This is a genomic window from Psychrobacillus sp. OK032 (genome assembly GCF_900111345.1).
Taxonomy (GTDB): Bacteria; Bacillota; Bacilli; order Bacillales_A; family Planococcaceae; genus Psychrobacillus.
Genome location: NZ_FOGY01000015.1, coordinates 1 through 20,553 on the forward strand (window position 1 = coordinate 1; position 20,553 = coordinate 20,553).

Sequence of the window (20,553 nt, forward strand, 5' to 3'; positions counted from 1 at the left end):
AATACCTCCTTTTTGTTTTGTAAAGCTTATCCTTACATTTATAAACTATGATTTTAAAGCGAAAGGTGATTGTACAATTTGGTAATTGTAGATAAATTCGATTAATTTAGTAGTATTAAGTCTACATTCTCTCGTTTAAAATTAAATTGTTCTTAAAGAAAAGTAGTTTAGAAAAAAAGGTTGTTTTTAAGAAATTTTCAATATGGATTAGAAATTTGGAAAGAAATTTATTTCAAATAGATAACAATTTAAAGTCTGAATTATGGCTTGCTGAAAAAAAGAATGAAAGATTTGATGTTCAGAAAGAGTGTGTAAGATGGGAAGTTTATAAAGAAGGTTGTTTTTGTGCTTAGAAGACGATTAACAATACACAGTTCGAACATAATGGGTGGATCTAAGTTAAGATTTGGGACACACAAAATAAATTAACATAGGAATATTTACCATAAAAACTGCATTCAACTAACGGGTGCTTTAGTTAAAAAAGACCATCATATATTGATAGTCTTTTTTTATGTCCAAAATAATAAGTAGCTTTCGGCAATCCATTGTGGAATGTTAAACTTAAACTAACGCAGCATTTTAGTTGTTCTAACATTAAGCGAAGCAAGGATGTGATTGAATGTTTCAAGATGGATTTCCAATTTATTTGAGAGATGATGTGACTACAGCGGTTGGAATGATTCCACAAAAAACTTATAATAATGTCACTATTGATGTGTCCGAGGATACTATTCAATATTTTCAAGATAATGCCGTGATTAGATTTCCATATCGAATCTACTACATTGATAGTTCAGATGAAGTTATAGACAATTTAAGTCCACGACAAAAAATGATTTTGCATTGTATTTATTCAAGAAGTTGTGACGGGTTTGTTCGCCAAATGCATATTTATTCGTTGCTTCAGATGGATTATGAAGACTGGGCTATTCCTTATATCGTAAAAATATGTGATGAATATGTCGTAGAAATATTAGAAATGACTTATGATATTTTAAAAGAGCAGGATACAGTACGGATAAAGAGATTTTGTCTTGAAAATATTGTGCCGTTTTGCAAAAGCTATAATAGAATGATTAGCTATTGGAACGAGTATTACCGATATAGATACAATAATTTTCATAAATATATTGGAAGGAAGTTATTTAGAGATTGTTTTGGTTACTCTAAATCAATGGAACGCAGGGAGTAAGGTGTTTGTGAAATTTTTCACTTAAACTAACGGGTGCTTTACTTCAAGAAGGGGTAAAGCCTTTTTTCTTATTGAACTAAAGCCGCAGTTTAGTTGAACAAGGAACAGAAAAATTTTAAGAAATAATGATAAAATACAGCACACTATAAATTGATTGAGGTGTTCCATTTGATAAACGAACGAAAGCCCACTGTGAAGATTGATGTAACAAATATTAAATCTTCAACAGAATTACATTTACTATTAAAAAAAATGCTTGGTTTCCCCAGTTATTATGGTGAAAATTGGGATGCTTTTTGGGATGCAATTACAGGACTTGTTGAACTACCAATGCAAATCCAATTCGTTGGATGGACATTCTTAGAAAGAAACTTACCATTTGATGCAAAAAGAATGAAAGAATGCCTAAGTGATTACAACGAAGAGGTTTATCTACCAAAATGTGATTTCTTATTCAACTAACGGGTGCTTTGCTTCAAGAAGGAGTAAAGTTTTTTTCTTATTGAACTAAAGCAGCAGGTTAGTTTAAGTGTAAGTGGGGGAAAATTTTGAACTGGATAAAAATGTCGTTATATATTGTAGCATTATTGCTGTATACCATAGTTTTATTAAAAAATAATAGACTACGTAAAGTCGTTAACACAGAACCAAGTGAAGAAATTCTTAGAAGTAAAGTAAAAAAAAGTTCAAATATACAGATTGCGTTAACAATCCTTGCAATAATTTTTTCAATAATTGCTGTTTTTTTATAGTTATAATGTGATAACTAGGGTAAAAGGAGTAAAGAATTTCTTCTTCAACTAACGGGTGCTTTAGTTAAACAAGTGGTTGCCTGTAAGGGTAGCTTTTTCTTATTGAGCTAACGAAGCAGGTTAGTTGAAGAGTGTTGTTTAACTTGTGTTCAACAATCGGGCCAGATTATTGCATAATTTTCACATAAATACTCTGAAAGGAGATGCTGGTAGTTGTTTCAGAACACAGACGATAATTACAAAAAATACTTTGGAAAAGATTTTTTATTCTATTTACTCCAATTTTCTTAATCGGTATTATTTCCGAGCCTTATATATCTAATAATCCCTTTTTTGAACTCGAAGATTATGGGGCATTTATTTTCTTTTTACTGTTTTATGCCCTTGTTTTGGGTGGAATTTCAGCTTTCATCATTTCATTTGCTTGGAGATTAAAACAATCAAAGGAATAGTTTTGTACTTACTTCAAGAAGGAGTATAGCCTTTTATCTTATTGAACTAACGAAGTAGGTTAGTTGAAGATGATATAATTAAATAAATCTGATTTATATTAAGGAGACTAATGGTGTTGGATGCAAAATGTATTAAATTCTATGGATTCGGTAGTCCTAAAGACGTTTTAAAAGTTGAAGATAAAAGCATTGAACCACCAAAAGATAATGAAGTCCTTGTTCGAATGTTAGCACGTCCTATCAATCCTTCTGACTTATTACCGATTAGAGGGGCATATTCTCATCGGATTTCATTACCAAATATTCCTGGTTATGAAGGAGTTGGAATTGTAGAAGATGTCGGTTCTTTAGTTTCTTCTTTTCTTATTGGTAAACGAAGAAATATTAAATCTGCTTGCCGTTTTTAGAAAAGAAGCACCTGTTTCGCTCATAAAATTAAGTACGTCTAGTTTAAACCCAGAAGAGTAACTTGTATAGCTTTTCTTAAAACCCTTTTTACCCTGTGCCTCAAATAATTTCACCCAAGTAGCGACTTGAGATTTAGCTGCACCAATACTTTCTGCGATGGTTTGATAGCTTTCGTTTCCAGTTAAATAGCGTTCCACCGCTTGTAATTTAACTTCTACTGTATATTTAGACATAAAAACACCCCGTAAATGTTAGTTGGTGTCTAACATTTACGGGGCAGTTCATTTTTTCGATGGTCTATTTTTACGTTCAAAACATCACGTAAATTTGGGTGATCCATTGTGAAATGATACACTTAAACTAAAGGGGCGGGTTAGTTGAAGAGTGTTGTTTAACTTGTGTTCAACTATCGGGCCAGATTTTGGAGGAGCTTTTTCAGGCAATAAGATATACGCATAATAAAATAAAGAAAAAATGTTATAAGAAAAATGTGGTTATTAATTAAATAAAGGGCAAGATATTTTAATGTGGTGCTTCCATACACATTAATATGTGATATTATTAAGAACTAATGTTCTGTGTGCAAAAACTAACCATTAGTAAATGAGATTTACATTTAATGAAAAACTTAATTGGCATAGCATTCTCGTCAGTAATTTCCACAGGAGGTAATAAAAAATGGCATTCACATCCAAAAATATCTTTATCAATTTATCAGTAAAAGACGTGAACAAGTCCACCAATTTTTTCAAGGAGATAGGTTTTGAGTTCAACCCACAATTCTCCGATGAGACCACATCTTGTATGATCATCAGCGACAATATCTTGGCTATGATAATGATTGAAGAACGATTCAAAGGATTTAGTAAGAAGGAAATTGTGGATACTACTACTTCTGCCGAAGCAATTCTCAGCTTTTCAGCTGAAAGTCGGGTTCAAGTGGATGAGATAGTAAATAAGGCACTGTCGTCTGGTGGTACATCTTTTAGTGAGCCTCAAGATCATGGATTTATGTATGTATGGGGGTTTCAGGATTTAGACGGTCATTTATGGGAAGTTGCTTATATTGATGAAAGTGCAATTAATCAAGAATAACTTTAAGGTTTAGAGTTAGTTTATTCAGGTTTAATATTCTAAGGGGTGATGCCTTAAAAGGTATCACCTTTTTTTATCTTTACCAATTAGAAATATGTGAAGTAATGGACTTAAAGTAAAGGGGGCTTGAATTGAATAAGCTTTACTTTTCTTCTTCAACTGCCATGAAAATTAAAATCTTCGATTTAGAGAAAAAGTCAATACGAAAGCAGACGCGGCTCATTTGTTTTTAAAAAATTGCAGCGCCAAAATATGGATGGAATTAATTGTTGGATTAGGAGGCATTTGGTTCAGTAATTGTAACGTTGTAACCTAAGTTTTCAAGTCTTCGAATAGAATATCGTACAATCGATTGTTCTTTTTGCTTGTCAAAGTTATCTTCACCTAAATCTCCTATTATCTCTTTGCGGGTTAAGAGATAATAGGAGATTCTTAAAATGGCATGAGCGACAGCTACTCCTGCATGCTTTTTACCTTTTCGAGATGCAGTACGTCTATACAATGCTCCTAGATATGTTTTGGAACCTTTGACAGAATGAGCGGCTTCTATTAAAGCAGATTTCAAATATTTATTTCCTTTTTTCATGTTGGTTGATTTTCGCTTACCGGCACTCTCATTATGTCCAGGTGTTAATCCTGCCCAGGAACATAAGTGAGCCGCACAGGGAAATTGTTTCTCCACATCAGTTCCGACTTCAGCTATAATCTGTTCCGCCATACGAGTGGCAATGCCAGGGATAAATCCAACCGTTCAATATCTTCTTGATGGGAGGATAATCTAGTAGCCACCTCTTGGTTTAGCAGCTCAACCTGCTCAGATAAAAAATCAATATGAGTTAGAATGGTTTTTATTATTAACCGTCGATGTTTATTTGATATACCCACGAAGGGCGAGTTCAAGTTCAGTCTTTTTTTTCTTCATTGATCGTCGAGCTAAACCTGCTAATTTTTCTGGATCGTCTTCGCCATCGGCGATGGCACGAAGCATATCAAGCGCTGAAACTCCCATGATGTCGGAGACAACGGAGCCTAGTTTGATATTCGCTCCTTCTAAAACCTTTTGAATCCGATTATGTTGTCTAGCACGCTCTTCAATAATACTTCGGCGATATCGAACTAACTCTCGTAGTTCTCGCTGATTTCTGTCTGGGATGAAACTTGCTTTGAGTAGACCGTGACGAAGAAGTTTGGCAATCCATTCGGCATCCTTCACATCGGTCTTGCGACCTGGTACTGCTTTCATATGTTGAGCATTGACTACTAAAAACTCAATACTCTCCGCTTCTAGTAAGTTAACAATAGGCTTCCAAAATACACCTGTACTTTCCATTGCTACGTGAGTACAACCATGCTCCTTAATCCAGTCAATTAACTGTAATAGAAATACAGTTTTAGTGGAAAACGTTTGAATCACCTTTCCTTTTGGTGTCATAATACATGCGGTAATGGAATCTTTATGGACGTCCATTCCACATGCGCGTTCAATGATTACTCCCATTGTAATCATCATTTCTACGGCAAATAGTATTGGAGGCTGGTGCAATAACCAGAGTAGGATTAATCTCCCATGAGTGCTTCCCGTAAGGGAGCGACAGTCTGTGATGCACCGTGGTCGTTGGAGTCAGACTAACGGAAGGGCTCTATGGCACCATAGTTCATCGACCTTCTTCTCCTAGCCGTAGTATCCTATACCCGTTCTGTACAATTTTCATCCTCTGTGGTGTAGCGCTGGTTTTGCGCTACATGGATGGCTAACGGGTGCTTTAGTTAGACAAGACCATCATCTCGATGGTTTATTTTTTTATCCGAAACATCAAGTAGATCTCAAAAATCATTGTGAAATGGTACACTTAAACTAACGACTCAGTTTAGTTGAATAAGTATGTTATAAAAAAGGGGCAGTAATTTAGTGAAGAAATTAATGTTATCAATATTTGTTTTAATTGTTGTCTTTGTTGGAGGATGTTCTTCAGAAAGCTTTACAATAAAAAACTTAGATAGAATCGATATTAATTAGCTGGAAAGTAAAACAGAGTTAAATTTAAATTAAAGAATTTCACTTACAGATTCAGTAGATATTAAAAACTTTATACAAGCTATGAACAACTCAGAAATAAATGAAGGGTTGAATATTGAACCTAATTATCAAGTAGAATTAACCAATTCTGAAGGAGGCTTCTTCCTTTTATTAGACGAAAAACAAGGTAAATTAGTAAGGGAAAATGATGATGAAATAAGTTATATTCTTTCGAAGAAATCGGTGAAAGTGTTAAATGGTTTATTAAAGTAACGCGTGATTTAGTTAAACAAGTGGCTTCCTGTAAGGAGCTTTCATTGAACTAATGGTGCATTTAGTTGAAGATGGGAATGGGAGATTTTAATGCCCGATTTGACACAAACTGAACATTAAAAGAGTAAGTATTACTATATATTTTTTAATCATCAGTGATTCTAATCGAAAAATTGAGTAAAAGTTGAATCTGGCGTTCCTGGGTTTTTATCTTGAAATCCTCTCATGATACACATAGCTGCTTCCCCAATTAAAAAGGATTTATATACATTATTTGGATGTAAATAACCACTACGATGAAGCCATGCGTGAAGTAATGAGCCAACATGTGATAAATTTGCTGTGTTTGGATTACCTAAAACCATTTTGTTTATCTTAACTGATAGAGAAGTATTTTTTATTTCTTCACTGGTCTTGGAGAAGGCGAAGGCTGTAGACTTGTCTCTTTTAGCAGGGGCATAATATTTAATTATACTTTTCACCTTACGGAAACCATTTTCTCGGAAACGGAAAGTCAAAACGTCCATTGCATAGTTCAGAGCATCAGCACCACTTGTAAAGGGGATACCTTTAAACCATATAGGGGTTAATTCTCTTTTTGCGTATTTGTCTATACAGGCGGCAAGTTGGGATATACCAGAAGCAGTTTTTTGCAGATAATGTTGTTCCCAAAAAGCAGTGGTAACATTAATAATATTTCGAATTCTAATTTTTTGACTTGCTGAAAATCGATTATCCACATAAAAAAATAGTTTGGGTGGAAGATTTGGAACTCCTGGTGGTTGAGGCAAAGGGACACTTATTAGTTCATATCTGGGTTTATCTTTTTCAATACTCATTAAAGGTCACTCCTGAAGAAATATTTATTATTAAGTTATGCACTCATAGCAACAGTGCTTGGACATTTGAAAGAAATTTAATTCTTCTTCAACTCCCATGAAAATTAAAAAATGCTTAAAATCTATAAAATTGCATAACAAAAGAGAACTAGAAAAAGCTTTTTTTAAAAAAGGCTGAGCCTTCAGAATGTTTAAATTGAGTTCAAAGGTAGATCAAGAACCAACCCCATTCTTCTTAAAATAAAAAGCAGGCTGGTGCAATAACCAGAGTAGGATTAATCTCCCATGAGTGCTACTCGTATAGAGTGCGACAGTCTGTGATGCACCGTGGTCGTTGGAGTCAGACTAACGGATGGGCTCTATGGCACCATAGTTCATCGACCTTCCTCTCCCAGCCGTAGTATCCTATACCCGTTTTTCACATTTTCATTCTCTGTGGTGTACCGCTGATTTTGCGCTACATGGATGGCTAACGGGTGCTTTACTACAGGAAGGGTCAAGTAGGAAATTGAATTTATAAGATAGTTCAGCCTAAAACATACTGAGCAGACAAGATATTGTGAAGGCTGGTACTTAAACTGACAGGTCCGGTCCTTTAGTTAAACAAGACCATCATTTTGATGGTCTTGTTTACGTTCATAACATCAAGAAGAGTTCTGTTGATACAATGTGAAATTTTACACGTAATCTAAACGCAGCAGAATGGTTAAAGAAAGACAGTAACTTATTATTCTATCAACACCATTTATAAATAACTGAAAAGTGGTATAATTCTATTAAGGGGTCGACTAAATATAAAAAGAAATAAACTCAATGAGATAAGGGGGGAAAATAGAAGTAGAAGGTGGATTCTTAAGGGGCAGAGTACCAGAATAACAAGTCGGTAGAATGTTCTTTTTTTTTGTATATTCAGCCATGAGTTATTAATCACTTGTAAAAGTGTAAATGTTATAATGCAACGTAAATTAAGAAAATTCATTCATTGAAACTGAGTGAACGCTCGCTCAGACCATACTTTTAAGGGGGAAAATAGATGAAAGCCATTGTTTTAAGAGAGTTAGGTGGACCTAATAAATTAAGATATGAGGATGTTGAGGTTCCTACTCCAAAAGCAAATGAAGTTTTAGTAAGACTTAAATATGCATCTCTAAACCGAAGAGACCTATTTATTACTTACGGAATGTATCCTGGAATGAAACTTCCATCTATTTTGGGGGCAGATGGAGCAGGCGAGGTAGTTGCTGTTGGAGACCAGGTGTCTGATATTACTGTGGGAAATGCTGTTGTTATTAACCCTGCTTTTAATTGGGGGGAAAATAGGGCTTGTCATGGATCCAATCACTATATATTAGGAATGCCATCCGATGGTACATATGCTGAATACGTAGTAGTGCCAGATGAGAATGTTTCTATAAAACCAGAATATCTTTCTTGGGAAGAAGCAGCAGCTTTACCATTAGCGGGTGTAACGGCTTTCCGTTCCCTTATGTTTAGGGGCAACCTTAAAAAGGGGGAAAATGTTCTTATCCCTGGAATTGGAAGTGGTGTTGCTCTGTTTGCCTTACAGATTGCAGTAGCACATGGGGCAAATGTATTTGTTACATCAAGTAGCGATGAGAAACTTGATAAAGCGAAGGAGCTAGGTGCAAAAGGAGGGATAAACTATCGTACGCAAAATTGGGTAAAAGAAATGAAAAAGCTAATGGATGGTGCTGATCTTATCATTGATGGAGTTGGTGGAGAAAACTTCAATCATATCATTAATTTAGCCAAACCAGCTGGACGCATCGTTAATTTCGGTGCAACGAGCGGACCGATTAAAGAGCTAGTTCTTCCACGTATATTCTTTAAACAATTGGATATAAAAGGATCTACAATGGGAAGTCCAGAAGATTTTAAAGAAATGCTACAATTCTTTGAAGAGCATAAAATTACTCCATATGTGGATAAATGTTATCCTCTTAAAGAAGCAATAGAAGCACAGAGTTATATGGAAAACGGAAATAATTTTGGGAAGATAACCCTTCAAATAGGATAGTAAGTTTTTTAATTATTAAATAACATACTTAACCTATCGGGTGCATTAGCTTAACAAGACCATCATTTTGATGGTTTTTTTTTCTTCCCAAACATCAGTAGATTACGGTATTACCTAGTAAAATGTTACACTTAAATTAATCTGTCAGTTTCGTTGAATAAGGTTCTAAAGGTATTAATTAATTTATATGAAGGTAGATAGGAGATAGACTATGAAAGAGAACGAGCTGTATGTTTATCACATTGTTACTATGGAAAAAATGAGTCTAGGTCAAATAATTAGCTTTGACAAGAACCAAAGAAATACTTTATATAGGTTCTTTTTTGAAAGAGAACAATTAAATTCAAAAGGAGAAGACTTTTTTCAAATTTTACAAGAACATTATTCAAATGAAGAATTTTACTTGAATAAAGAAAATGCCGATGTAGTTATTAAGTATGCAGACCAAACAATAAGAGCTATCAGAGAAGTGATAGTAGAAATGGTCAGGCTACAAGAATATCCAGAATACCCTTCAAGAATGTCTTGTCTATACGCTACAAAAAACTATGAAGACGTTTTGAAATGGAAAGAATTATTTGATTCATATAATCGCAAGGTTTTGCAGATTGTTAAACTTCGAGTTATTGGAAATTCTTTTGAAGGGGATGGAAACCTATTACCAAAGGAAGATGGGGTTCCTTTCTCTCAAAAAATTGAACAAGCTAGAGAATATTGGCAGGGAAACGTAAAAAACGAACTTCCTGAACTGTTAATTGACGGGAAAATTGAAGTGGTTGAAGTTATTGATGATTTCACTGCTTAGAAAATTAAATTTGTTGTAAAAGATTGTTCTCTTTTGACCGAGATACAGATGGAATGTGAGTGCTTTAGTTAAACAAGATCATCATTTCTGCGATCCTTTGTGAAATGTTACACTTAAACTAACGTGGAGTTTAGTTTAAGTAGGAATGATTAATAAAATTTATATTTCGATATGGGGAACTTTAGTATGGAGCATTTGGTTAAATCTCAATTAAACGATTTAGAGGAAATAGTAAAAATTGATATAGAGGTAATAGGTAGTGATAGCAGACGAAAATACATAAAAAAAGCTATTGAGGAAGATAGATGTATAGCTATTAAAAAAGAGTCCACATTGGTAGGATTTTTAATTTATGATACTCATTTCTTTGGTTGTAGCTTTATATCCTTGATAATAATCAAACCGACTGAAAGGCGAAAAGGATATGCAACGTCCCTTATGGAGTATTTTATAAGCATATCACCAACTAAGAAAATATTCTCTTCAACCAATAAATCAAATATAAGAATGCAAGAAGTATTTAAAGCAAATGGATTTATACAAAGTGGATTTGTTGAAAATTTAGATGATGGAGACCCAGAGATAGTTTACTTTAAATCAACATAAGATTTTTCAGTTACTCAACTTACCGTTGCTTTAATTGAACAAGAGGATGTTTTTTTGAATTTTGTGTTTGTGAAATGATGCTTTCCTATAAACAACGGTTTACCTCAATGCCGAGTCGATCTGTCATGATCTATTGGTGTGATGAGTTTGGTTATTGTTTAGATAGAAAGAATTTATAAATTTTTTTTAGATGAGATAGAAAATGATTTTTGGGACAAAATAGAACGGCTAATCATGGATTTATTAATGAGCTATCACAGCAGGATGTTTGAGAGTAGAGGTTCATGAAGAGAATGGTGAAGTATCCTACACTTTTGTGGTAGAAGTTATATAAAAGAACGCTATTTCTGGTTCATCAAATGGGTGATTTAGTTTATGATTGAAAAAAAATGCTCAGAGAAATTCTCTAAGCGTATTTCATGTTATTTACAAATAGAATGTTAATTCGTTATATTCAATCCACTTTTCTTTTTCTCGCTCTACTGCTCGATTTTGCCATTCAAACCAAACGTATGAACATTCACTACAATGGCTTTCTACACCACTATTATTGTTCATATCCCTACGAGTAAATAAAGTCATTGTGCGACAGTTATAGCAATAAATTACTTTTTCATCACTTTTTATTATCATAATTGTCTTTCCCTCCAATATACACTATTTATTGACAGTTATTTGGTTTTTTATTCTTAAACCAAATAATTTTACTAAATAAATTTGGACTGAAAGTAATTATTAGAGGGAGTAGTTATTCTTATCTCGTATAAAGGATGGATTATGTCTTTTCACTTAAATCCAATGTTATTTTAACTACCGGGTGCTTAAGAAAAATAAGAACCATCATTTCAATGGTCTATATTACTTCCAAAACATCAAGTAATTCTACAATCCACCTTTAACCTGTGTAGCAGTTTAGTTAAAAATGGGGAATAATGTTAATATAATGTCAACAAACTATTTATAGAGAGAGGTGTATTAGTGTTTAGGTTTATTGATGACTTAGCAGGATCTATATATGATATTTTACTATTTATTATAAGGTCTGTTAGTTATTTTCTTGCAGGCATGATAATTGTTGCAGTTCCACTTTATCTAATTGTTTGGGTGTTTGGTATGTTTCAATAATTTTTTCACCTAATAACAGATTACTTAAGAAATAAATAGAGGTATTGAAATACAGATAGATAATTTAGTAAAGGAATGTTTATATTGGACGCTCAAGAAACTCAAGAGATAAAAGTTACTAATGGTAAAGCAATGGGTTCGTTAATAATAGGCATTGTATCAATTTTAGGGATAATTCTTCTAGAGGGTGGGCTAATTCTTAGTGTACTGGGTCTACTTCTTGGTATGATTGGATTAAGAGAAACTAAACAGCTTAAACAAAACGGAAGTAAATTTGCGATAGCAGGTATAATTTGCAATTGTTTAGGTGTTTTTAGTCTATTTTTTAAAGTGCTTTAGTCGAATAATTTGTAGTTTCTTTTTGAACAAATGCAGCAGTTTAGCACTTAAACCATTATGAGTAAAAACAATAAGGGGGAAACTAATATGACAAAGAGCAATAAGGAATTGTCACTAGAACAACGTGAAGAACTACTAAGAACTTTGAAGGAACGTTTTGAGAAAAACATGAACCGCCATGAAAGTCTTGAATGGGCTAGAGTACAAGCTAAGCTCGAAGCGAATACTGAAAAACTGTGGTCGCTTAATGAAATGGAAGAAACCGGCGGTGAACCGGATGTTGTTGGCCATGATAAAAAGACGGACGAATACATTTTTTATGATTGTTCAGCGGAAAGTCCTAAAGGACGTAGAAGTGTTTGTTACGACCGAGAAGCACTGGAGTCAAGGAAAAAACATAAACCAGAAAATAACGCTATTGATATGGCAACTGCCATGGGCATTGAACTTTTAACGGAAGAACAATACCGAGATTTGCAGGAACTTGAAAATTTCGATAAGAAAACGTCTAGCTGGGTGCTAACACCTGAGAATATTAGAAAACTCGGCGGGGCCATCTTTTGTGATTGGCGCTACGACACTGTCTTTGTGTATCACAATGGAGCAGATTCCTACTATGCCGCAAGGGGATTCCGTGGTTCGCTAAGGGTTTAAATTTTGTATAGACAGCAAAATTTGGATTAGAAAACGGAACACCTGGGGAGGCATTAATTTTATTCTGCAACTATAGAGTCGTTAGTTCAAGACCATTTCGATGGTCTCTATTTACGTCCAAAACATCATTTAGATCTAAGTGGGCAGATTAGTTAAAGAAAGATATTATTGCATAAGAAACTTTTACCAATTTTATTCGTCAAACTTTATAGTTTATGTAGATTAAAACTATATGGTAGGTGAAAATGGTGGGAAAAATTATATTTCCTCTTATTTTTATTGGTGAATGGATTCTATATTTTTATGTTTTCCTCTTGGTATTAGCCCTAAATATTATTTATTTTGTTAACGTTGTTTATGTTGATACGGCTGGTGAAGATCCTATTACTATTACAACATCAACAGCATCTTTTATTCAGACAGTACTGACAGTACTGCTAGTAGTTGGTCTTTGTATAGCCTGTTTTTTGTATACGAAGTATTTCGCTGGTGAAGGATTTTATAAACGATTCAAAGCATCTGCTTGGGGAATTTTATTCGCCTTAAATTCGATAGGCAGTTTAGGGTATCTCCTAATGTGGTACGGATTTGACGGATTTGATTTACGTAACACGGAACTGATTTTGCTGTTATTCATTATTTTAGTAAGTGTATTTCTAACAATACATATCATTAAGAATTCTAATAAATAAATCGTGCGATTCTTCAATAGAAGAGTCGCTTTTTCAATAACCGGGCAGTTTATTGGAGGAAGGAGTATGTTAAACAACGTAGAATGGTACCAAATGGTTTGTAAGTTTTGTGATGCGAATAGGAAAATGTAAAAATTCAAGTTGAGGACAAAAATGAAACAAAAGATTATTAACACACAGCTGAACAAACTATCCGACAAAAAAGGCCCCTAATAAGCGGAATTAGGGGGAAACAAGATATGCGTCTAAAAAAAAGAAATCTATAAACAGTTGGTTCAGTTCCTATATCTACCAAGAAATCGGGTAGATATGAAAAAAGTTTAACATTTTTTCTTTTTGCATTTGCTATTATCGGCGAATATTGCGATAAAGGCACCGGATAAAACAGCCATCCATAATATGAGATCCATTTTTTTCATCCCCAATCGTTGTTTTAATTAGTATACGTCCGATAATGATAAGGGGGTAATTCAAGATACAGTACGAACATAATGTGTAATATAAGAGAAGGCTTATTCAACTAACTCAGTAGGTTAGTTGAATAATGAGTATGTCCCATTTCTACAAGAATAAGATAAACCTATGAGGTTATAATTGTGGTGAAGGATATTTAAGAATCAATTCTAATTGGAGGAATATGTATGAATGACAAAATAACAGAAAGTGAGTTTCAAGCGATTATTCGCAGTAGAAGTAACGGTGAGATAAGCTTCCCACAATTCTTAGAAGAATTGTCACAAAGAGGCATAAATGAATACGAAATAGAAGTTGCTACGGGTCAAGCCACATATAAAGGAGTTCATTCGCAGTTTAAAACAGATTCCCAAGTAAACTTGGTTACTTCCGAAGAATTTAATAGAAATAAGGTTCTTGATGCAATATCTAATATTTCTCTGCCCTTTGTAGCTTTTTTAAAAGAAATTGCTGGGGCTGGAATTGTAACCTATCGTGTAGACATACCTAAGAAAAAGGTTACTTATATTGGAACCGGAGAAGAAAAAATTGAAGAACAGCTTAAAGTTTAAAATAAAATATATTAAACAGTAGAGTGTTGAAGTTACTCATTAGTAAAAGCAAGATAGTAAAGGTACCTGACCAAGAATACATTATTGTTGGAGAATCTTACGGTGGATATATAGCGAGGTGCGTTATTCAAAACCAAGTTGAACGAGTACTGGGTGCAGCATTTAAATGTCCAGTCATTATTCCTATTAGAGAAAATAGAACGGTTGAAAAACATAAAGTATTAAAAAATGATGAAAAATTCGTTGAAAAATTATCAAAGGAATAATTAGAATTTTCAGAGGCGACAATGTTGTATTAGATGAGAATACTTGGTTAAGATACAACGAAGAAATTTTAAGTGGTTGAATAGGATTAAGGATAAGAATGGTTATTCCTTTGAGATTGACCAATTTGATTTTATTAAACCAAGTGTATTTCTAATAGGAAGACAAGACACTACAGTTGGTTATCAAGATGCACTTAATCTTAAAAAAAGTATCCTCGCGGTACATTTGCTGTAGTGGATAAAGCGGGTCATAATTTACAAATCGAACAACCACAACTTTTTAATACGTTAGTAAACGAATGGTTGGATCGAATGGAAGAATTTTAAATAATGAACTGACAAGGAATATCAAGCTCGTAAAATATTGTATAACTAAGAGAAGAAGGAAAAATTTAAAAAAGAGCCTGTATCTATTATTACATGGTAATCTAGGATACAGGCTTTATATTTAGTAACTTATTTCCATTAAAAAAAATTTAAATCAAAGACCGTGGAAAATGTATGATTAAAAGGTGAGCTGAGCAAGACCTCTATTTTACTTGTGCCAGCACTGCCTTTGATGGTGTTTGATATTTCACATAACCCTTTATGTTAGTGATAAAGAGGTTCCCCCCTACTCCATATTGTCCGCCATACTTGCTGTCATACCGATAGACTCGATATACTTCTCCAGGGTTTAACACACGTTCGAATACCAACTTATCACCATCGCGTTTCCAAAGATTGATCTTTTTCGTTATGGTAACGAGTCCAATTTGGCCTTTTTTCAGCTGCAAACCTTTCCAATAGACAGGCTTTTGTGGTTTAATATCTTCCTTTATAGGCATAGTAGCAACAATTCTTGCTTCCTCGCTTTTATTTTCATGTTTATCCTCAGCAATAGCAGTAAAGATATCTCCTGGACTTGGAGCAGGAATCGAGTACTTGAAAAAGCCATTTTGATCTGCGAAAGTGTCCCCAATATACCTAGACATTTTTTTGATCGATACTTTTGCATTGGCTTCTGTTTTACCACTAATTTGCCTAGAATTACTTGTCACAGAATCTAATACCGGCATCGCTGGCGGAGTTATGTCACGTACCGTTGAACTGAGACGATCGCTCTCCCGACCTTGCTCATTTTTCGTAATAAAGACAAGAGAATAGCCAGCTGGCAGCTTTCCAGTAAAGACCTTAAATGTCCCGTCAGCGTTCACTTTTTGGGATTGCTCCCTAAACGATTGGTCTTGTCTTTCAGAAGTAATATGGATAGTGGTATTAGGATCTGCTATTCCTGTAATGTATTCATTTTGATCGGTGAGAGGATCTATATTTGGTAGCTGGGGTTTCTCTGTTTTATATATTGGTACGGTAATCGTATTGCTTTTTGTCCCCAGTTTTGATTGTGCCCAAACTTGTAATTCCGTTAATCCTTCTAGGCTTGGAAGAGTAAATGTTAATATTCCAGAAGGTACAACTTCTGCAATTACCTTGCCCTTACTAGATACGACCACTTTGTCTTCATCATGTGCCGATACGGTGATCTTGTTCGTTTCAAGAGTCACTTCCCCATAAATCGTGGGATTTAGCGGTTTATAATTTTTATCCCTTACAGTTAACAGTAAGGAATGGGAAAAGTAAGGGTCATTTGTACCTTTAATAGAATAGGAAATGGTTGTTGTTCCTTGTTTTTTGGCTAAAATATTACCTTTTTCCGTTAATTCAGCGACTTCTGGGTTTGAAAATGTTATCGTTAAATTTTTTGAGTTAATCTGCTCGATCCAATCCTCATCCTGAATTAAATATTTTGATAAAATTGGCCCGTCATATACAGAGCCAATTGACATTTCCAATGGTTTAGGTGTACCTAATTGAAATTGAGGATTACCTATAAACTTTTTGGGGTTTTTTTCATCAGAGTTATCAATCAAATTGTATTTGGCAAACAAAGATTGCAATGCTGGTAGCTTGGTCATCTCACTTATAGAATGGATATAGTTCGATTCCGCATAAATTGTTTTCAAAGCAGGGAATAAGTTAGCATGTTTTCCAAGTATATTAATTTCGGTAATGTTATTTCCATCTATATCCAAATCATTTAAATGTTGATAAGGAATATCTGTTTGAACAAGAGGAGATAAATCAGAAATCTCATTTCCTCTAAGGTTTATTTTTTCAATTGACGGAAACAGATAAGACAATTTCTCTGCACCCTCAATGGCAGAAAGTTGATAATTATCGCTTAAATCTATATTTCTGAGGTGCACCATAGGTTTATTAATCGCATTGAATAAGGTACTAGTATCCTTTAAAGAATATGATATCGACAATTCCTCTAATCTTGGCATTACGTTAAGAAAGTCATAATTCACTTCGGTCCTACTCAAATGAAGAAACTTAAGCTTTGTTAGCTTATTCAAGTCATCGCCCTGAATGACAGTAGGTTTATCATTATAATTAATGAGTGATAATGACTCTAGATTAGAAAGGGACTGTAAAAAACGAGAACTACCGTTAAATTTCAATGATAATTTTGTCAACTGCGGTGCCTTAGTTAACTCTCTATAATCAGCAATCGTGACATCATCTATTCCCAATGATTTGAGCTGTGACATCCTTTCAATTCCAGCGAGAGAGGTAATCTGATTACCACTTAATTGCAGTTTTTGTAGGTTTTTTACTAAGGAAATCGTAAGCAAGGGTTGACTATGGGTAGAGTTGATCGTTAATTCTTTTAAGTTCGGTAGTGTAGCTAGAGGAGAGAAATCATTTGAGAAAGTACCATCTAACTGCAAACTCTCTAAACTTTTTATTTTTGAAAGTGGTGTAAGATCTGTGATGCTCTGCCCTCTTGCATGAGTGTTTTGAATGTTTAATTGTTTAATAGGCAGACCGGCCAGTTTCTCCATCCCTTTTAAAGTTCTGACATCTCCAGCGTACCAATTTCCAAGGGTTAAGGAGCCATTATTTTTCTCCAAACAGTTGGATATTCGATCGATGGTGGTTTTCTTGTCATTTTGACGGTCACAAGAGTCAACATAAGACTCTAACTTTTCTTGAAGTAGCGGATCCTCTAAGAATATAACTGTATTTCCGGCTAAATCAGAAGCATATACAGGTGACTGTGAACTCAGTAAGAATAATGCAGAAAAAATGGATAAAATAGTATGTTTCATGTAAATCTTCCTCCAAAGTTATATATATCTTAATTTATTATCTTAGAAAATGAGGTTAATAGATATAGGTAAAAACTGGGTACTTAGAAGTAGAAAAGAAAATCTATATTGTGTAGTTAGTAAAGAGGAAGTTCCTTTAGAGTGGTCAAGGGTAATGGATGAGTGTTTGTTATGGGTAATTCGAGCGGATATCATAGAGTGTACTGCTTTGGAAAATTATCCAAGTACTGGATTAAGAATGAGATGTGAAACAGGTGTATTTCCCAAAGTTGTTAGGAACTTATATTGAGTTTCCTATAAGAGTAGTAATTTTAATGGTGCCGGTAAATTTCCGATTGTATTTATATCGTGTATTACGATATAATCAATTATAACGATATATATTGGAGGTATATTATATGATTGATGAAATTAATGGATACTTTACTGATATTTATTTTGAACTTCATCCTGTGCACCAAGAAGCCATTTCCCACCAAAGTGTCCGCATATTACAAATGGTACATAAAAAGCAATTGGTAATGATTAGAGATATTGCAGAGCATTTATCTATATCACATAATACTGCGTCGGAACACGTGAAAAAGCTAGTAAGTAATGGATGGGTCTATAAAGAAAGATACGAAAAAGATCAACGTATGGTTTATTTGCATCTAACAGAACTCGGTTTAAAGATATTAAAAAAGAATACAGAATTAGATGAAGAAAAATTACAAGCAGCACTTGGCAAGTTGTCAGATAAAGAAAAAATACAGGTTGTTACGGCCTTTCAATTACTAAGTGAGGTATCAAAATAAATGTATTTGTTTATAAAAATTGTAAGTTCTGCTGCCATTATTGGCATGGTAACTGAATTAGCAAGGAGATTTCCATCATATGGAGGAGTCATAGCAGCTTTACCTTTAATCAGTATTCTAAGTATAATTTGGCTAACAGTACAAGGAGAATCTGCAAAAACTATCAATCAATTTACTGTTGGAGTAATAGCAGGTCTTCCAGCAACAATAGTAATGCTGGTGATAATTTATATGGCATTAAAACATTCGGTTCATTTATCAATAGCGATTTTATTTGGAGTTGTTGGCTGGGGAATCTTTTTAATCATTCAAAAATATATAACTGAAATATTCTTCTCTTAGAAATGTTAACATAGCGTATGAAACGAAATATTGCACTTCAACAAACGGGTGCTTTAGTTAAACAAGATCATCATTTCGATGGTCTATTTTTATGTCGAAAACAAAAAGTAGAATTCGGCTATCTAGTGTGAAATGTTACACTTTAGCTAACACATCAGGTCAGTTGAAGAAGGAAAATAGTTATTTTACAGAGGAATAAATAAGACGGTTCAAAAATTAATAATGAGGTGTGAAAAATGGTTATTATTAGAAATCTTGAAAAAAGTGAGTTTGAATTTTTGACGGATATGCTTTATGAATCTATATATATTCCTGAGAATAAACCCAATAAAGAGGATTTGATAAACTCACCTTATAATAAAAAATATCATGTAGATTGGGGAAGAAACGGCGATACAGCATTAATAGCACTAAATACCAATAACCAAGCATTGGGAGCCGTCTGGTATAGATTGTTTGACGAATTTAATAAGGGATATGGCTTTGTAGACAGTAAAACCCCTGAATTAGGAATAGCAGTTACTAAAGAGGCAAGAGGAAATGGGGTAGGAACATTGCTGATGGAGAAAATAATTCACCAAGCAATGTATGAAGGATATAAATCAATTTCCCTAAGTGTAGACCCTAATAATAGTAATGCAGTTCATATTTATAAAAAAATGGGTTTTAAAGATTATGAAGAATCAGGAACATCTATTACAATGATATATAGAGTTTCTGAATAATAAATGTTTTTATTCAACTAACCAGAGCTTTAGTTAAAGATCATGGGTTGCTTAGGCAGCCCTTTTTTCTTATAGAACTAACGAAGCCGATTAGTTAAAGGATAAATTTAGCAGTAATTGATGGTATAATTTGAGAGGAATATAAAATAGGAGGAATTGAATTATGGCGAATTCAACACTTGAAATTATATCTGAGTTAACAAATAAGAAGCAGTGGTTAGAAGCTTTTCCTATTATGAAACAATTACGAACGGATTTAACAGAAGAAACATACATAGAGTTACTTCAAGATATGAGTAAAGATGGATATAGGTTATTCGCAATGTACGTTAAAGATGAAATAGTTTCATTAGTTGGATTAGGTTGGAGGATCAACTTTTATAATAAGCGTCATATTTTTATTTACGATTTAGTAACTGATGTGTCTCATCGTTCATTTGGTTATGGAGAGAAGATGTTAAAATACATACATGATTGGGCTAAGGAAAATGGGGCAGAGTACGTAGCTTTAGAGTCAGGTTTACAAAGAATTGATGCACACCGATTTTATGAAGATAAATTAGAATATGACAAATGGTGTTATTCCTTTAGGAAAACATTGTAATTCGATTTTACTTTAATTATTATTTTTTCCTAACTAACGGGCGTTTTAGTAACCAAGACGGTCATTTCGATGTATGAACCGAGGAATCACACATTTACCAATGTTAAATATTTTAGTTTTATGTGCTTTACTTACATTTTTAGAAGTTCCTAATTTTATTCTTATACCAATGTTATATACAATTTTCTTACTTATTTATTTTGTTACATTAGAAAAGTAAGGATAAATATAAGACTTAGCGGTTTAACTATAAATTGTCTGACTCATAACCTAAATTAATAAAGCAAAAGGTTTTAGAATACAAAGATTAGCTCTCTTTCTACCAACGGTTTACGTTTCATGAGGGCTT

Annotated in this window: 22 protein-coding genes and 2 pseudogenes; 19 read left to right on the forward strand and 5 right to left on the reverse strand. The window is 33.7% G+C overall.

Annotated features, from left to right (window positions below):
* Positions 1-622 precede the first annotated feature (622 nt).
* From BMZ04_RS20400 to BMZ04_RS20420, 3 genes and pseudogenes are all read left to right on the forward strand, one after another.
* Complete coding sequence (locus BMZ04_RS20400; protein WP_093276989.1) at positions 623-1,195, forward strand: hypothetical protein; 573 nt, start codon at positions 623-625, stop codon at positions 1,193-1,195.
* A gap of 159 nt (positions 1,196-1,354) precedes the next feature.
* On the forward strand, positions 1,355-1,657 hold the full coding sequence (locus BMZ04_RS20405; RefSeq protein WP_093277081.1) for a barstar family protein: 303 nt from the start codon (positions 1,355-1,357) through the stop codon (positions 1,655-1,657).
* 858 nt (positions 1,658-2,515) lie between these two features.
* Positions 2,516-2,776 (forward strand): annotated as a pseudogene (locus tag BMZ04_RS20420) (alcohol dehydrogenase catalytic domain-containing protein); the annotation flags it as partial.
* On the opposite strand, the gene BMZ04_RS20425 reads toward BMZ04_RS20420, so the two are convergent.
* Positions 2,747-3,040: a transposase gene (locus BMZ04_RS20425; protein ID WP_093276995.1), complete on the reverse strand. Its 294-nt coding sequence runs from the start codon at positions 3,038-3,040 to the stop codon at positions 2,747-2,749. The pseudogene BMZ04_RS20420 and the gene BMZ04_RS20425 sit on opposite strands and share 30 nt — an antisense overlap.
* Before the next feature lie 445 nt (positions 3,041-3,485).
* Here BMZ04_RS20425 and BMZ04_RS20430 point away from each other — a divergent pair, with 445 nt between their 5' ends.
* The gene (locus BMZ04_RS20430; RefSeq protein WP_093276999.1) at positions 3,486-3,902 is read left to right on the forward strand and encodes a VOC family protein; all 417 of its coding nucleotides are present in this window, start codon (positions 3,486-3,488) and stop codon (positions 3,900-3,902) included.
* A gap of 274 nt (positions 3,903-4,176) precedes the next feature.
* Here the strand turns inward: BMZ04_RS20430 and BMZ04_RS20435 are convergent.
* Positions 4,177-5,400, reverse strand: a pseudogene (locus BMZ04_RS20435) (IS110 family transposase).
* Between the two features lie 600 nt (positions 5,401-6,000).
* Between BMZ04_RS20435 and BMZ04_RS20440 the strand changes: the two are divergent.
* Positions 6,001-6,192 carry a hypothetical protein gene (locus BMZ04_RS20440; protein ID WP_093277003.1) on the forward strand — a complete coding sequence of 64 codons (192 nt, stop codon included), beginning with the start codon at positions 6,001-6,003 and terminating at the stop codon, positions 6,190-6,192.
* A 161-nt stretch (positions 6,193-6,353) separates the two neighbouring features.
* Here the strand turns inward: BMZ04_RS20440 and BMZ04_RS20445 are convergent, their stop codons facing one another.
* The gene (locus BMZ04_RS20445; protein WP_093277006.1) at positions 6,354-7,031 is read right to left on the reverse strand and encodes a hypothetical protein; all 678 of its coding nucleotides are present in this window, start codon (positions 7,029-7,031) and stop codon (positions 6,354-6,356) included.
* A gap of 1,033 nt (positions 7,032-8,064) precedes the next feature.
* Here BMZ04_RS20445 and BMZ04_RS20450 point away from each other — a divergent pair.
* The 3 genes from BMZ04_RS20450 (at position 8,065) to BMZ04_RS20460 (ending at position 10,480) form a co-directional block, all read left to right on the forward strand.
* Entirely contained in the window at positions 8,065-9,069 is a 1,005-nt protein-coding gene (locus BMZ04_RS20450; RefSeq protein WP_093277009.1) for a quinone oxidoreductase family protein, read from the forward strand.
* 211 nt (positions 9,070-9,280) lie between these two features.
* A complete protein-coding gene (locus BMZ04_RS20455; RefSeq protein ID WP_093277013.1) occupies positions 9,281-9,874 on the forward strand; it encodes a DUF2441 domain-containing protein in 594 nt (197 codons plus the stop codon).
* Positions 9,875-10,060: 186 nt separating this feature from the next.
* Positions 10,061-10,480 (forward strand): GNAT family N-acetyltransferase, encoded by a 420-nt coding sequence (locus BMZ04_RS20460; RefSeq protein WP_093277019.1) that lies wholly within the window; start codon positions 10,061-10,063, stop codon positions 10,478-10,480.
* Between the two features lie 426 nt (positions 10,481-10,906).
* Here the strand turns inward: BMZ04_RS20460 and BMZ04_RS20465 are convergent, their stop codons facing one another.
* A complete protein-coding gene (locus BMZ04_RS20465) occupies positions 10,907-11,113 on the reverse strand; it encodes a hypothetical protein (protein ID WP_093277023.1) in 207 nt (68 codons plus the stop codon).
* A 345-nt stretch (positions 11,114-11,458) separates the two neighbouring features.
* On the opposite strand from BMZ04_RS20465, the gene BMZ04_RS22540 reads away from it, so the two are divergent.
* From BMZ04_RS22540 to BMZ04_RS22550, 7 genes are all read left to right on the forward strand, one after another.
* Entirely contained in the window at positions 11,459-11,605 is a 147-nt protein-coding gene (locus tag BMZ04_RS22540; RefSeq protein ID WP_177184524.1) for a hypothetical protein, read from the forward strand.
* An 84-nt stretch (positions 11,606-11,689) separates the two neighbouring features.
* Positions 11,690-11,944, forward strand: a complete 255-nt coding sequence (locus BMZ04_RS20470) for a DUF4190 domain-containing protein (protein ID WP_177184525.1) — start codon at positions 11,690-11,692, stop codon at positions 11,942-11,944.
* A gap of 87 nt (positions 11,945-12,031) precedes the next feature.
* Positions 12,032-12,598 (forward strand): DUF4256 domain-containing protein, encoded by a 567-nt coding sequence (locus BMZ04_RS20475; protein ID WP_093277030.1) that lies wholly within the window; start codon positions 12,032-12,034, stop codon positions 12,596-12,598.
* Between the two features lie 248 nt (positions 12,599-12,846).
* On the forward strand, positions 12,847-13,290 hold the full coding sequence (locus BMZ04_RS20480) for a hypothetical protein (RefSeq protein WP_093277033.1): 444 nt from the start codon (positions 12,847-12,849) through the stop codon (positions 13,288-13,290).
* Positions 13,291-13,931: 641 nt separating this feature from the next.
* Positions 13,932-14,315: a DUF1398 family protein gene (locus BMZ04_RS20485; protein WP_093277036.1), complete on the forward strand. Its 384-nt coding sequence runs from the start codon at positions 13,932-13,934 to the stop codon at positions 14,313-14,315.
* 23 nt (positions 14,316-14,338) lie between these two features.
* Positions 14,339-14,581, forward strand: coding sequence for a hypothetical protein (locus tag BMZ04_RS22545; RefSeq protein WP_177184526.1), 243 nt, complete (start codon positions 14,339-14,341; stop codon positions 14,579-14,581).
* Positions 14,582-14,815: 234 nt separating this feature from the next.
* Positions 14,816-14,908, forward strand: coding sequence for an alpha/beta fold hydrolase (locus BMZ04_RS22550; RefSeq protein WP_177184527.1), 93 nt, complete (start codon positions 14,816-14,818; stop codon positions 14,906-14,908).
* A 203-nt stretch (positions 14,909-15,111) separates the two neighbouring features.
* Here BMZ04_RS22550 and BMZ04_RS22555 read toward each other — a convergent pair whose 3' ends face one another.
* Complete coding sequence (locus BMZ04_RS22555; RefSeq protein ID WP_177184528.1) at positions 15,112-17,736, reverse strand: Ig-like domain-containing protein; 2,625 nt, start codon at positions 17,734-17,736, stop codon at positions 15,112-15,114.
* A 398-nt stretch (positions 17,737-18,134) separates the two neighbouring features.
* Here BMZ04_RS22555 and BMZ04_RS20500 point away from each other — a divergent pair, with 398 nt between their 5' ends.
* The 4 genes from BMZ04_RS20500 (at position 18,135) to BMZ04_RS20515 (ending at position 20,204) form a co-directional block, all read left to right on the forward strand.
* A complete protein-coding gene (locus BMZ04_RS20500) occupies positions 18,135-18,533 on the forward strand; it encodes a MarR family winged helix-turn-helix transcriptional regulator (RefSeq protein ID WP_093277039.1) in 399 nt (132 codons plus the stop codon).
* Positions 18,534-18,875: a DUF3147 family protein gene (locus BMZ04_RS20505; RefSeq protein ID WP_093277043.1), complete on the forward strand. Its 342-nt coding sequence runs from the start codon at positions 18,534-18,536 to the stop codon at positions 18,873-18,875.
* A 236-nt stretch (positions 18,876-19,111) separates the two neighbouring features.
* The gene (locus BMZ04_RS20510; protein WP_093277047.1) at positions 19,112-19,600 is read left to right on the forward strand and encodes a GNAT family N-acetyltransferase; all 489 of its coding nucleotides are present in this window, start codon (positions 19,112-19,114) and stop codon (positions 19,598-19,600) included.
* A gap of 163 nt (positions 19,601-19,763) precedes the next feature.
* Entirely contained in the window at positions 19,764-20,204 is a 441-nt protein-coding gene (locus tag BMZ04_RS20515; protein WP_093277050.1) for a GNAT family N-acetyltransferase, read from the forward strand.
* Positions 20,205-20,553: the final 349 nt, after the last annotated feature.